Raw genomic sequence first — 14,240 nt, forward strand, 5'->3', positions numbered from 1 at the left:
AGATAAATCAGTTTTTGCTAGGCCCAGAATAATATCTAATTTCTGTGCGGCCGTATATTTAGTTCTAGGCATAAAAAGTCCCCTTAAAATTGACAAAGGAATTATATTATTTCAATTGTCAACCTTAAAGGGACTATAGCAATTAATCAAAATGGTGATACAGGTTTTGTCGTTAATTCAAAGTTCTTGGTGACGAATAGCAATCGTTGAACCGACAATGATCACCACAATTAATCCCAAACTGGTGCCAATAATTGGTGCAAACTTGATTGTTGCCAGTGACTGCGTGGTTATTTGTTGGGCAGTGCCCATGAAATCAAAGTATTTTAGCCAACTCCATTGGGTGGTCATCCCAATCAAAGAAACTAGCAGTGGCCACACAGCAATTGTGACTGCCGCAATCACCGTCGAGTGCGTCACAACTAACAATAATAAGCCAATCCCAAAAATCACATTAATAAAGAAAGCCACTGTTAAAATCATGATTGCCAAGTGGCCCAGTAAAGTTGGTAATGGTTCTCCCCAAGCACGACCAACAATTCTGCCCGTGAGGAAAGCTGTTATATAAAAAATACCAACCAAGCCCAACAAATCCAAAAATAAAGTCAAAAACTTTGCCAAGACAAATTGCAGTCGTGAAATTCTTGAAATTAACGTATTTTTATAAGTGCTTTGAGAAAACTCATAGCCAATAACAATGACAAAAATACCTAAATAACCATATAATAAAACACTTGATGATAATGTGGCCGATTGTAACCCGCTTAAAACTGTCCACTTACTATTTTCTAAACGTTGTAATAAGTCAGTGCCATTGATCATAATACCGCCAACCGACCGTTGTGCAGTAATCGTAGCACTAAAAATAATTGTTAACAAAACAGTTAAATAACTTCCCCAAGTATGCCGTTGGCGATAAAAATCAGCTCGAATTTGATTAATCATTATTTACCACCCTCCTTACGCAACAATGCGGTGTAATATTGTTCCAACGAACCAGTCCGCTGGTTGATGGCAGTCACGGCTACCCCACCACTAACTAATATTTGATTGATTTTAGCAGGATCAGCAGCAGTTGCTTGAACTAATAAATGCTGATCATCAATGACTTGTAAAGCCGTATAAGCCGCTTGATCTAGGATACGGGCTGCTGAAGCAACCATTGGTGTCGTAATCAATACACCTGACTGATTTGCCTCATCTAACGCTGCTTTTGTCAATTGTTGAATTAAATGGCCATGATGAATAAAACCAAATCGTGTCGAGACCTGATACAACTCAGTCAGAATATGACTAGAGATCAGAATTGTCGTTTGACGCTCTTGATTTAATCGCTTTAACAACTGGCGAAATTCAATAATACCTGCCGGGTCCAAACCGTTAATTGGTTCATCCAAAATTAAAAAATCAGGTTGCGGCAAAATTGCTAGGCCTAAACCTAACCGTTGTTTTTGACCTAGAGATAACCGACCTGCTCTAGTATTCGCCTTTTCAGCCAGTCCGACAAAAGCAAGCGTTTGGTCAATAAGTTGCGAACCACTTAACCCATGTTGAATGGCAAAAATCTTCAAATTTTCTGCAACAGTTAACTTTTTAAAGAAAGCTGGACTCTCAATTATTGCCCCAATACGACTGAGTGCTTGCTGATAATGGCTGCCAGTTTCGCCTAACAGGGTAATCTGCCCTTGCTGCAAAGGCGAGAGCTGCGTAATCAAACGCATCAAAGTAGTTTTACCGGCACCATTTTCACCAATCAAGCCAAAAATATCACCACGATTAATGGTGAGATCAATATCCGTTAAGGCCTGATAGTGACCAAATTTCTTGCTAACTTGTTTAATTTCTAAAACGGGAATTGTCATTTGCTTACCTCCATCAGTTATTTAGTTTATTCTGTAATCCTTAAATATCAGCATAAAACTTCCTTAATTAAACCTAAATTGTTGTTCTGCTAGGCATCAGCTATACTTGAATCAGAGATGCGGAGGCAAACAAATGACAAAGATTTTAATCATCGAGGACAATCACGATATTCAAGCGTTATTAAGTGAAGTACTGGCGCCCAACTATCAAGTCCTTGCAGCATTTGATGGTATCACTGGCTTAAAAATGGCGACTGAAGAACAAACGGATTTGATTATTCTTGACTTAATGCTGCCTAACCTAACTGGTGAGAGTGTGTTGAAAACCTTGCGCCGTTCTTCGACGGTACCGATCATTGTACTGACGGCTATTCAAGACAAGCAGAAAACAGTCGCTTTACTACGTGCTGGTGCAAATGATTACCTAACCAAACCATTTGACTTGGACGAATTAACTGCACGAATCGAAGTACAATTGCGCCAACAACAGCGACAACCAAGCAGTCATATCCTATCTTTCGCTGAAATAAAATTAGATCTAACCACACATCAAGTCTGGGTCAACTAGCAACCATTAACACTACCTAAAAAAGAATTTTTAATCTTAGCCTTATTGCTACGACATCCCCATCAAGTCTTCGCTAAAGCACAGTTATACGAAACCGTCTGGGGTGATCAATACCAAAATGCTGAGAATACGCTCAATGTTCACCTCAGCAATTTACGTGTCAAAATCAATGAATTAGCGACTGAACCACAATATATTATTTCAATTTGGGGGATTGGTGTTCATCTTATTTGATTTGCATTTGACGCAAGATACTGGATAACTATTTTAAAATCGCTTTGGCGCAGATTTCAATTGAAAATCCGTTAGGACCAGCATGATTAGTTATCAGCTATCCGCAAATTTGAAATCGTCCGATCACAAAAACGCTACTTAGATGCTATTACGAGGAGACCAACAATGACTGCAATATTGCTTTTTTTAGCGCTAACCAATTTAATTTTGCTGAGTTGCTTATTCATGATTGTAATTGATTTAAACCGAATCATTTCTGATTTAAATTATATCAATCAACATCAAACTAATGCACTGGTCACAGCCAATACAAATCTGCCAATTATTCGGCAACTCATCAAGCAGATCAATGCCAATCTGACTAAGCTACAAGTCACTGAACAAACCATTAATCAGCAAGAAAAAAAGATTCATCAATTATTAATGAATCTGATTCATGACATCAAAATACCGTTAGCTGTTGCTATGGGCTATAGTCAGCTATTAGCGCGACAAACTGACAATCCTGATCAAACCACCATTAAACGAATCACCAGTAATTTAAAAGCGGTTAATTACTATCTCCATCATTTAACTGACTTTAATTTGATTCAAGCTCAAGCCGAAAAATTAAAAATTCAACCAACAAACCTGTCACAATTACTGGAAGGCGAACTACTTAACTTTTATGATGAACTAACCACTAAGAAAATCACGGTCCAGCTAGAAATTGATGAAAACATTCAGCTCGCTACTGATCAGGCCTTAATGAAACGAATCATTCAAAACTTAATCAGTAATTGGTTAAAATATGCTACCCAGACAGCTACAGTTCAGTTAAAAGAAGCTGATGACAGTCATGTCGCCTTAACGTTCAGCAATCAGACCAGCGCATCTATCACCAACATTGAACAGTTGACCAACCGTTTCTTCACGACTGACACTGCTCACACTTATCAAAACACTGGCTTAGGCCTCAGTATTGTCCAATCCCTGACTACAGCTATTGGTGGCAAAATGAAACTAACGGCTGGTGATCATACTTTTCAGGTAAGCCTACTATTACGCAGAACTATGCCAGCAATGCGAACACTTTAAGAACCAAGAATATGACTACCGATCTCAAGTTCTGCCTAACCACCTTTGGTCACGTTCTGCTGATATCACTGCCATTTTTTCATTTTCAATACCTCACCTTAATTAAGTAAGCCTTTCAGTCACAAATTATTGACAAACAATCGATTTGTATTTATAGTGTCGTCAATAGTTAAACTCCATTTATGCAATAAGTATGCAATTAAGCTTAACTATTCAATCAGATTTACTTATTGATTAATGGTGCTTCTTTAATTATGATAACTTAATTTTTCGCGATTATGGATAGCTTTAGTTGTTAATTATTTCTTGTCATTGAGTTAGAAATAATTATTCAATTATTGGCGTACCAATTGGTTAGAGGGGGAGATCAAAATGGCTAATCAGAAAATATCCGCTAAACTTTATGGGGCAATTCTGGCTACAGGACTCATGTCGTTTTGCGGCGTTATTGTAGAAACTTCGATGAACGTGGCTTTTCCGACTTTAATGACTCAATTTAAGGTGAGCACCAATACCGTCCAATGGCTCACAACTATCTACTTATTGATGGTCGCGACGGTGGTCCCACTGTCGGCAAATTTAAAACGAGCTTTCAAAACTAGAAATGTATTTCTAACCGCAAACCTACTTTTTATCACCGGCGTGGTTTTAGATTTGATTACACCGAATTTTTCTTTGTTGTTAATTGGACGCGTTATTCAAGGTTTAGGAACAGGGATTGCGCTTCCCTTAATGTTTAATATCATTCTGGAACAAGTACCGCCACAACGAACTGGCTTCATGATTGGCGTTGGTACCTTGATCACTGCGATTGCCCCAGCAATTGGACCAACTTTTGGTGGCCTGGTTGTCGCTAATTTAAGCTGGCGTTATATTTTTGCATTTCTACCTATTTTAATTTTCTCATTGATTCTCGGCTTATTTACAATCAAGCAAACAACCCAGTTCAAGCGACTAAATTTGATATCTGGAGTATCTTAACGACCGCTGTGATTTTTACTGGTTTGCTCTTTGGTTTGAATCAAATCGGTCAACAACCGTTCTGGAGTTGGCAAGTGGCTGGTGCATTAATTATCGGAATTGTGGCCCTAATCCTACTGATTATTCGCTCACAGCATTTAACTAATCCAATGATCAATTTTCAGGTTTTTCGGCAGCTTCAATTTAGTGGCTACCTGGGAGCATTTCTTATTATTCAGCTCATGACCTTGGGCCAATCATTTATCTTGCCGACCTATATTCAACTAGTTAATCAGCAAACAGCGATTGTTGCTGGCCTGGCTGTTTTACCTGGTGCGGTTATCGCAGCCGCCTTATCGCCGATCAGTGGTCGTATTCTGGACAAATTCGGTGCGCGACGGCCAATTCTAATCGGCATGAGTCTGATCGTACTTGCTTTATTAGTATTTGTTCTGACTTCGATGCAGTTAACCAGTACTCGAATCACCTTGATTGGCCTACTTTATATGACCGGAATTGGTCTTGGCGCCGGTAACGTGATGACTAGTGCACTACAGTCCCTACCTAATGATTTACAAACCAATGGCAATGCGGTTTTAACGACACTCCAACAATTTGCCGGTGCAGTTGGCACATCCTTAGTCTCAACAATTATTGGCCAAAGTCAGCTCGCTTACAGCAAAACTTCGCTTAACATCAGTACCGCAATTGGCACCCAGCGCGCCTTTGAAGCTTTGTTCATACTAGCAATAGTTGCCTTAGTGTTACTAATTATCGTCTTACGGCCCAAATCTAAGCAACCGACTTCTAAATAAAAAATGCCAATAGCTGACAAAGTGGGCCTTAACGTAAAAAAGCAATCAATTCAGACGAATTGATTGCTTTTTTGGCGTTAAGCCGAACTGGCTGCCTTTGAAAACACATTTCAGCAGCTAAAGTTTGTTTTATTTTTTGGGAAAATAGACTTATGTCCCAGACTCTTTTTTGACATTAAGCAAGGTCCAACTGATCTAGAAGTAATCCCATAACATTGGCTTTTCAGCGTAGTTGACACAATTCTGCAAAGCTTGTAAAACTGCTGACTCTGCCTGAATTTCACCACGTTGCTGAAGCGTCGCTAAAGTACGGTAACCAAGAACAACCTTTGTCAATTGCCGAGTATCGATTCGTAAGTCAATCTCTGTCGCTTCAGTTGGCGTCAGTTTGCCACGACCATTGTTAACAGTTAATTGCCATAAGCCGGCATTAGCTGGATAGAAATCGTCCGCAATTGCCAAAATGATTGGCGTTGTTAAATCAGCAGTAAAATGCCATTCAGCAATTAAGCCCGCCCAATCAACGACACTTGCCATCATATACGGCTGAACTTTTGTAGTTAGTTGATAAGCCTCTGGCAGTAAATCATTTTGTACCGTTTGATTGCCACTAACATATAACAGTTCTTGATAACTGCTAACATGTTTGCCAGCAAACTGCAACAACCGCATTTGACTAGCTGGCGTCGTCGTCATTAATTCCACGATGGTAAAAGTCTCACCAGTCGTCCGCTCATAAAGCAAGTAACCATCCGCTTGATCAGCATCATCGTATGAAAAGGCGACTTCAAATCTAGGATGTTTACTAAAACGATATTCTTGCCACCAAGTTGCACGAACAACGCCACCCTGCTGACTTTGATAACTCTTACCATACAAGTCAGCCATCAATGGTAGATCGGCTAAGAAACTTCCCCGTTCAACTCGTCCAGTGGTTACTTTAGGCAGACGTGGAAAATCACGACTAGCCAGTTCATACACGACTTGATCAAAGACTTGTTCATAACCAAAGCGCCGATAGAATGTAAACGCGAACGGTGCCAAATAAGACAAATAAACACCATCTGCCGCCATTTGGGTATAAGCCGCACTCATCAACTGACTAATGGCACCCTGACCACCAAACTCTGGGTAAGTAGCCACATAACCAACAGCGCCCATTAGGAACTCTTGACCATGCCAATTAACCGGGAGATTAGTCACCATTAAGCCACTCTTCACCTCGCCTTGATCATCTAACATCACATAAGTGTGACTATGACGACCAAGTTCAGTTAATTTTTCAGCCCGACCATCATTATTTACACGATCAAAAGCATAAAAGCAGAGCGCCAGGTATTCTTGCCACAATTGCTGATCTTGAACGGAAATTTCAACCACCTGGGTCATTATTTCGCTCCTAAATCTTCACCGTTGCTGGCAATCACTTGCTTATACCAGTAGAAACTGTCTTTAGGATAACGTGCCAAATCTTTAGCACTCTTTTCATCACGATCAACATAAACAAAACCGTAACGCTTCTGATAGCCATTTAGCCAACTTAATAAATCAGTGAAACTCCAAGTTGTGTAACCAATGACTTGGAGACCATCATCAATTGCAGCGTGAATTGCTTTCACATGTTCCCGCAAGAAATGAATCCGATAATCATCATGAATTTCATGATCTGCTTCTAAGGTATCAAATGCACCTAGCCCATTTTCAGTAATTAAAACTGGTAAATTATAGCGACTGTTGATTCGGCGTAAAGCAATTTGCAAACCAACTGGATCAATATTCCAATCCCAATCAGTTTTTTGCAAATAATCATTCTTAACATTCTTGAACATGCCTGGCACACCAGATTCTTTAATCGTGCCCTTCTTACCAGAAGTATTCTCAGCGGCAGCACCAACACCAGTATCATTCTTAGCAACGGTCCCAGTTTGGTAATAGTTCAAGCCCATAAAATCAGGATGAGACAAGGGATTTTCTAATAATGCTTGATCCTCAACCGTGATTTCTGGCGCAATACCTTGCTTCTCTTGCCAATTGCGAACAATCGTTGGATAGTGACCGAAAACATACATATCCATCCAGTAATAAGAATTCAATTGTTCGGCATTATCAGCAGCTAATTGATTTTCTGGAGCTGCATCAACAGCATAGATTGGACTATAAGCGAAGCTTGGGCCAATTTGACCTTGATAACCATGTTCATGGAAATATTTAATCGCGCTTGCATTAGCCAAGTTAGCAATATGATTAGCAGCGTACATCCGCTTAGGGTCAGTGACTGCTGGTGGATGACTCGCCATTGAATAGCCATGTTGCATAAAGACATTTTGTTCGTTCAAAGTAACCCAATACTTAACGCGATCACCATAATTGTCAAATAACGTCTTGGCATAATTAACAAAATCAGCAATGATCCGCCGTGATTCCCAACCTTGATACTCGTCTTGTAAAGCTTGTGGCAGATCCCAATGATAAATTGTTACAACTGGTTCGATTTGGTGAGCAATCAAATCATTGATTAAATCATCATAGAACTTCAAACCTTCTTGATTAACTTCGCCATTACCATTAGGAAAAATACGAGTCCAAGCAATTGAAAAACGATAAGCCTTCAAGCCAGCTTTTGCCATCAAATCAACATCTTCACGATAACGATGGTAATGATCAACCGCTACATCACCATTAGTCCCTTTAAAAGTCTTGCCAGGAATTCGGACGAACTGATCCCAAACTGATAAGCCCTTGCCGCCTTCGCGATAAGCACCTTCAATTTGATAAGCCGCTGAGGCCGAACCCCAGAGGAAATTCTTAGGGAATGGTTTCATTTGTTGTGCCATGTATATGCCTCCAATTCAATATTTGCCTGATAATTAAAATAAAACCACTAACAACCAGTTCTTCATTCAATTACCCGAATTACTCAGGTCTGAAAAAATTTCTGAAGTTAGTGGCAAAATTACAAATTAATAAGATTCTTCAATTTGTGTTAACATTTTTTTGAAATTCCGACGACGCATCCAACCTAAAATCCAGCCGACTAGCAAATCATTCATTTGCTTCATCCAACCATCAGAAACAACACTTTCCTCATAAGTTAATTCAGTCTTGTTATCAGGTAAAGATTTCATGTCATAACTAACTTTAAAAGTACTTTTATTGGATTCAGTTTCGTAATGATAAGCTTCATTTGGTATAAGTTTAGTAACAGTTAAACGTGCAGCGGTAGTTTTTGAAAAAGTCTTGACATAGGAATATCCTTCAAGATTTGCTTCATCAATTGATTCCTTAGTTTGACTACGAATATCGTAGAGCACTGAATCAATCACCTTACGATATAAATAACTTGATGGCACATTTAATGTTTTAATAATCTTCATTTCTTGGTCACCTTTTCCTCGTCTGAGGCATTTGATCCAACATTCTTTGCCTCTTCAGCCAACTTCTTAGCCTTTTCAGCGGCCTCTTGTGCAAAGGCAGCCTTCTTATCTTTACGATAAAAATGATAACCAACGATTACAACTGTTAAACCTAACACCAATAATCCCGTGCGAATATCAGTAGCACCTGCACTAGCTGGGCTTGACATAATTACGACAAAACCCAACGACATAATAAAGAGGCCACGACGACGCATTATTTTTCTACTCCGGCCTGGAAGTAAAGAACTGAGCCCCATGGTTCAGCTTTAATAACTGATTTAGCCAACTTAGCAGCTGCCTCAAGGTCATCCATATTAGTTTTGAAAACAAGTTTCATGCCTTTTTTGCTCTCTAATTCAAAGCTAACACCGTTTTCACTGTAGTTGTTCAATAAATCGATAATTTGTTGTTGTTGAATTGGTGCATTTAAAAAAATCATGTGTAGTTCTCCTTTATTATTAAGTTTACTTACATTATATAGGATAAGACATTAATGCCCTTAAAAGCAAGCTAATAGCCGTATTTACACGAAAAAGTCATAGTTTTTTAATAGTAAAATGACTGATGAAAATTATTATTTTTTCTCCAGTTAATTCTTTGATTAAAAAAATACAACCAACCCTCCTGTCAAGAATCCTATCAGAAATTTCAACATTTTATATAAGATAGTAATCCCATCAAAAATAGATAGATTTTGACAAAAGATTTCTAACTGATATAACTTTTCTAAACGTGATTATTCATAAACAACGCGAAAATTTTTCAGTTACTCAAATATTTAAGTAATAAAAAAACTAGCCCCATTATGGAACTAGCTTTTTGGTTATATCAGTACTATTTAGCAACTTCGTCTTCGGCAGCTGGATCTAGTCGATTTGAAGTAATGATAAATGGTAACCAGATAAAGAATGCAATAACGATGTTGACAATCGCTAAGACAGCTGCACGCCAGTCAAGACCAGTTGCCATGAAGGCAAACAATACTGGAGGAGTAATCCAAGGAACAGCAATTTGTACAGGGTTAACCCATCCTGCTTGAGTTACAAAGTAAGCAATTGTTACGTTGATAACTGGAGCAATGATGAATGGGATAAAGTAAATCGCATTCAAAACGATTGGTAAACCAAACATAATTGGTTCGTTGATGTTGAAAATCCCAGGTGCTAGGGCTAATTTTGCAACTGCCTTTTCGTCAGCACGATGTGAGAAGATCAAGATACCAACGATCAATACGATAGTACCACCTGAACCACCAAACCAAGCATAAATATCAAATGAGTTACGAACCCAGAGATAAGGCATTGGCTTGCCGTCTTTGAAGGCAGCAATATTAGCTAATTGAGAAGTACCCCAAATTGATTCCAAAATTGGTGCCAAGACGTTAGGTCCATGAATACCGAAGAACCAGAACAATTGAACAAGTAAAGCAACTAAGATAACCATGCCGGCACCTTGGCCTGCTTTCAATAATGGTGCTTGAATTGTTGCGTTCAACCAGTCACCGAATACTTGACCAGTAATCTTGTTAAAGATGTAGTTAACAATACCAACAGCATACAGAGCAACCATTGAAGGAATCAAAGCAGTAAATGCTTTAGAAACTGCAGGAGGAACTGAATCTGGCATCTTGATTGTAATATCTTTGTGTAATAACCAAATATAAATGGCAACAGAGAAGCCACCGAAAATCATTGCAGTGAATAAACTTGCTGAGTTCAATTGACTCATTGAGAACAAGCCACCAACAGTAATTGATTTATCAGCTACTGCAGTAGCACCAGCATCAGTGAATGCTTTTTGTACACCTTTAGACAATGACTTAGTTAAAGTCAAGCTAGTAGTTGTATTAACACTCATGAAGAATGCTGACAATGAAACTAATGAGCCACCTAAGCCATCAGCTTTATAGTTAACAGCTAAGTGATAACCAAACATAGCTGCAAAGAAAATGGCGAAGATTGCTAAAGTACCATTCCATACAAATCCGTCAATAGCAATGACTGGTTGCATTGCGTTAACAAAGCCAGTCCAGCCCCATTGTGCGGGATAAGTATTTAACAAGGCATTTAATAATGTTGCAAGAGAACCTGCCATAGTGATAGGCATTGTGGAAATAAAGCCATCACGTAAAGCAACTAACCAGCGAATTGAGCCGATTTTGGTTGCAATAGGAACAAGGTATTTCTCCAACCAATTCATAACTGCTTGCATAAAATATAACCTCCAAAATAATAGCTAACCCATAAATAAAATATTAGTCTTTTGAACCAACCCATGTAGAAAAGAACTTGTTTTGAAACTACTTACCTTCTTTAGCTAATTTCCGATATAAATCGACAATTTCGCCCGCTAAATCACGGAAAGTAATTGCATTCATCAAGTGATCTTGAGAATGAACCATTAACAAAGTAACTTTAACATGATCACCACTTGCTTCTTTGGTTAACATGCTTGTTTGAGAGTTATGTGCTTCAGATAAAGCAGCATCAGCCTCTTTAAGCTTTGCATCGGCACCGTCAAAGTCACCAGTCTTAGCAGCTTGAATCGCTTCCATGGAACTGCTCTTTGCATTACCACCATTAACAATCAATCCCATGATTGATTGTAAATTTTGATCGTCGTCCAATTGTATGGCCTCCTTTCGTTAACAAGGTTAACAAACTAAAAATAATTGCAAAAACCTGTAAAAAGCAGTCAGCAATGAAAACATTTTCATCGCTAAGACCAAGTTTAGCACAATCAAATCTTCACAACAAGTCTGTTTTTATTAAATCTCGATGATTGGTCCAGACCATGTTTTAATTATAATAATATTACCAATGAATTGTCAACCCTTTCATTGCGATATATCAGTAATGAAAGGGTTGCCACGTATTTATCGATCAGCTGCTAAGCCTTGCTATATCAATGACTTTATTGGTCAAAGTGGCTAATTTAAATTAGTTTTTTATGTGGTTTGCCAATGTTTTTTTTATTACGTAAGCGGTTTTTCTTGTGTGCTTTTTTACGCAAGCTACTTGATTCTGACAATGGCTGATCTTTTTTTGATTTTGGTATAGACCATTTTTGAGCCGTACGAATCATCTTTTCGGGCTTAGCGACTGGTTTTTCAGTTTGAAGCTGTTTCTCAGTCAAATAAACTTGGCTTAATTGGTAATGACCAGCCAATAGATGTTGTAAATTACGACGATCATGATCATTACCTAGATTTAATACCACACCAGGTCGGCCCATCCGGCCAGTTCGGCCAGCACGGTGAATATAATTTGTTAAGGAATTAGGCAAATCATAATTGACCACCATTTGCAATTCAGCAAAATCTAAGCCCCGAGCTGCCAACTCAGTGGTTACTAGATAAGTCAGTTCATCACGTCGGAATTGTTGCATCACTCGTTGCCGCTGCTGACTCGTTTCATCACCTAGCAGTAGCCCCACTTTAAGGTTATAGAAAGTTAACGTCTTGGCCAAGGTCTTGGCACTACCACGATTTTTGACAAAAACTAATGCTGCGGTGTGATTTAAAGGACCGCGAGCTAATTGTTTCAAGAACTCTGCTTTGTAGTGATTGCCAACTTCTACGAAATCATGGGCAATGTGTTGTTGTTGTGCATCTTGTTCACGGGTATCAATACGCTCAAATTCATAGCCGAACCACTTCTCCAATTCTGTAAAAATTGGTTGACTTGTAGCCGACATCAAAATCATTTGTGTCTCCGCTGGTAAGGCACCAATCAGCTGACGCGTATCTTCACGATGTTCTTCATCCAGTTGCAGATCTGCTTCATCAATTACTAAGCTCGTTATCCGATCAGCTTTAATGGCCTTGCGATCTAATAATTCAGTTAAACGACCAACTGTTGCAACAATCACTTCCGGATGCTTCTTCAGAGTCGCCAATTGCCGTTGTAAGTTGGCTTTTCCAACAATGCCTTGAACCGACATTTGCACTTGTTGGGCATAAGGTTGTAAAACATCCCGAACCTGAATCACTAATTCAGCACTCGGTTCTAAAATAATCAGCTGGGTCTGTTCACCGGGTTGCAGCGTTTCTAATAAAGGTAAGCCAAATGCTAAAGTTTTACCTTTTCCGGTGGCCGCTAATCCTAAAACAGGCTGACCTTGTTTGATGGGCCAATATACACCTTGCTGAATTGGCGTCGGTGTTTTGAAACCAGATTGTTGCCAAATTTTAAGAAACGGTGTGATTGGTTGTTGATAAGTTGGAATGGTCATTAGTTTTGCTCACTTTCAAAAACAATACCTGCAGAATGGCGTAATTGATCTAAGACATGGTTGACCTGGCCTGTTAATTGCCAGTAATGGTCAAAACGTTCGTCCTCACGATTGGTAAACATCTGGCTGATTGCACTGACTTCGTCGTAGAGTGGGTTTTCGGCAGCATGTTGCGACAAATCGGTGTAAACTGCTGGACTATCATATAGGCGAACGCGCGCTGGCGTCCCTAAATTGTCCAGCCACAACGTTTGCCGATGAGAGTAGACCTCACTTGGCAAGAAGGATTGCTGATCCTTACCAAAAATTAAAGCAACATCAAATTTTTCATAATGAAGCCGTGCCAATCCATGGAGATCAATGTCATTATCGGCTTTAGTAGCGTGGTAATCACATGATAATGGCTCGCCAAACCAATCAACGGCTGCATAGACTAAATAAACCCCCAGATCATACAGGGCACCACCAGCAAACTTAGGCGAAAAAATATTTGGATTTTGACCCGCTTGAAAAGCATCAAAACGGCTAGAATATTTCATATATGCCAAAGTCGCACCGGTAATTTCGTTAAACTGCCGTACTTTCTCAGTAGCTGCCAAATAATTGGCATCATACAAATGGCGAGCACCTTCAATCACATGAAGCTCTGGATGTTGCTGTAAAATCGCATCAATTGCCTGATATTCAGCTGGTGTTACGAAGGCTGGTTTCTCAACAATCACACTCTTCCCGTGTTCTAGGGCAGCCTTAACGTGGCTAAAATGCATGCTATTTGGTGAAGCGACATAAACCACATCTAGATCAGGCGCACTTAGAAATTTCGTTAAATCATCATCGGCAGTTGCTTCTGGAATAAAAAACTCATCAATCAGCGCTTGTGCCTTTGCAGTCGTCCGTGAATATAAATGACTGATTTTAAAAGCCCGACTGGCAATACATGCTTTTAGGAATGTTTTCGTAATTTCACTGGTTCCAATTGTCCCAACATTGGTCATATTGATTATTCCTCTTCTTTCCCTTTACCTCATAGGTTCACTGTTACTCTATTGTAACAAAATTACAACGAAAGATTCAT

General features: G+C 39.2%; 12 protein-coding genes and 2 pseudogenes. 3 read left to right on the forward strand and 11 right to left on the reverse strand.

Annotated elements, in window-relative coordinates; genetic code table 11:
- Positions 1 to 177 precede the first annotated feature (177 nt).
- Both EKM81_RS11255 and EKM81_RS05200 read right to left on the reverse strand, forming a co-directional pair.
- Positions 178 to 945 (reverse strand): ABC transporter permease, encoded by a 768-nt coding sequence (locus tag EKM81_RS11255; protein WP_191987265.1) that lies wholly within the window; start codon positions 943 to 945, stop codon positions 178 to 180.
- The gene (locus EKM81_RS05200; protein WP_125649394.1) at positions 945 to 1,862 is read right to left on the reverse strand and encodes an ABC transporter ATP-binding protein; all 918 of its coding nucleotides are present in this window, start codon (positions 1,860 to 1,862) and stop codon (positions 945 to 947) included. Before EKM81_RS05200 ends, EKM81_RS11255 begins: the two co-directional genes overlap by 1 nt.
- Before the next feature lie 133 nt (positions 1,863 to 1,995).
- Between EKM81_RS05200 and EKM81_RS05205 the strand changes: the two are divergent.
- The 3 genes and pseudogenes from EKM81_RS05205 (at position 1,996) to EKM81_RS11565 (ending at position 5,516) form a co-directional block, all read left to right on the forward strand.
- Positions 1,996 to 2,664: pseudogene (locus EKM81_RS05205) on the forward strand (response regulator transcription factor).
- A gap of 165 nt (positions 2,665 to 2,829) precedes the next feature.
- Complete coding sequence (locus tag EKM81_RS05210; protein ID WP_125649397.1) at positions 2,830 to 3,741, forward strand: sensor histidine kinase; 912 nt, start codon at positions 2,830 to 2,832, stop codon at positions 3,739 to 3,741.
- A gap of 372 nt (positions 3,742 to 4,113) precedes the next feature.
- Positions 4,114 to 5,516, forward strand: a pseudogene (locus EKM81_RS11565) (DHA2 family efflux MFS transporter permease subunit).
- Between the two features lie 195 nt (positions 5,517 to 5,711).
- Here EKM81_RS11565 and EKM81_RS05220 read toward each other — a convergent pair.
- The 9 genes from EKM81_RS05220 to EKM81_RS05260 all read right to left on the reverse strand — a co-directional run bounded on the left by EKM81_RS05220 (position 5,712) and on the right by EKM81_RS05260 (position 14,160).
- Positions 5,712 to 6,905, reverse strand: coding sequence for a GNAT family N-acetyltransferase (locus tag EKM81_RS05220; RefSeq protein ID WP_125649400.1), 1,194 nt, complete (start codon positions 6,903 to 6,905; stop codon positions 5,712 to 5,714).
- Positions 6,905 to 8,350 carry a glycoside hydrolase family 1 protein gene (locus EKM81_RS05225; RefSeq protein WP_125649403.1) on the reverse strand — a complete coding sequence of 482 codons (1,446 nt, stop codon included), beginning with the start codon at positions 8,348 to 8,350 and terminating at the stop codon, positions 6,905 to 6,907. The genes EKM81_RS05220 and EKM81_RS05225 overlap by 1 nt, the downstream gene beginning before the upstream one ends.
- Positions 8,351 to 8,476: 126 nt before the next feature.
- Positions 8,477 to 8,890: a DUF3284 domain-containing protein gene (locus EKM81_RS05230; protein WP_125649406.1), complete on the reverse strand. Its 414-nt coding sequence runs from the start codon at positions 8,888 to 8,890 to the stop codon at positions 8,477 to 8,479.
- Positions 8,887 to 9,147, reverse strand: a complete 261-nt coding sequence (locus EKM81_RS05235; protein ID WP_125649409.1) for a hypothetical protein — start codon at positions 9,145 to 9,147, stop codon at positions 8,887 to 8,889. The genes EKM81_RS05230 and EKM81_RS05235 overlap by 4 nt, the downstream gene beginning before the upstream one ends.
- Positions 9,147 to 9,371: a hypothetical protein gene (locus EKM81_RS05240; protein WP_125649412.1), complete on the reverse strand. Its 225-nt coding sequence runs from the start codon at positions 9,369 to 9,371 to the stop codon at positions 9,147 to 9,149. The genes EKM81_RS05235 and EKM81_RS05240 overlap by 1 nt, the downstream gene beginning before the upstream one ends.
- A 395-nt stretch (positions 9,372 to 9,766) precedes the next feature.
- A complete protein-coding gene (locus tag EKM81_RS05245) occupies positions 9,767 to 11,143 on the reverse strand; it encodes a PTS sugar transporter subunit IIC (RefSeq protein ID WP_125649414.1) in 1,377 nt (458 codons plus the stop codon).
- Between the two features lie 88 nt (positions 11,144 to 11,231).
- On the reverse strand, positions 11,232 to 11,528 hold the full coding sequence (locus EKM81_RS05250; protein WP_125649511.1) for a PTS lactose/cellobiose transporter subunit IIA: 297 nt from the start codon (positions 11,526 to 11,528) through the stop codon (positions 11,232 to 11,234).
- A gap of 338 nt (positions 11,529 to 11,866) precedes the next feature.
- A complete protein-coding gene (locus EKM81_RS05255; RefSeq protein WP_125649417.1) occupies positions 11,867 to 13,165 on the reverse strand; it encodes a DEAD/DEAH box helicase in 1,299 nt (432 codons plus the stop codon).
- Positions 13,165 to 14,160 carry a Gfo/Idh/MocA family protein gene (locus tag EKM81_RS05260; protein WP_125649420.1) on the reverse strand — a complete coding sequence of 332 codons (996 nt, stop codon included), beginning with the start codon at positions 14,158 to 14,160 and terminating at the stop codon, positions 13,165 to 13,167. Before EKM81_RS05260 ends, EKM81_RS05255 begins: the two co-directional genes overlap by 1 nt.
- Positions 14,161 to 14,240: the final 80 nt, after the last annotated feature.

It is taken from the genome of Lapidilactobacillus gannanensis, assembly GCF_003946675.1.
Classification (GTDB): domain Bacteria; phylum Bacillota; class Bacilli; order Lactobacillales; family Lactobacillaceae; genus Lapidilactobacillus; species Lapidilactobacillus gannanensis.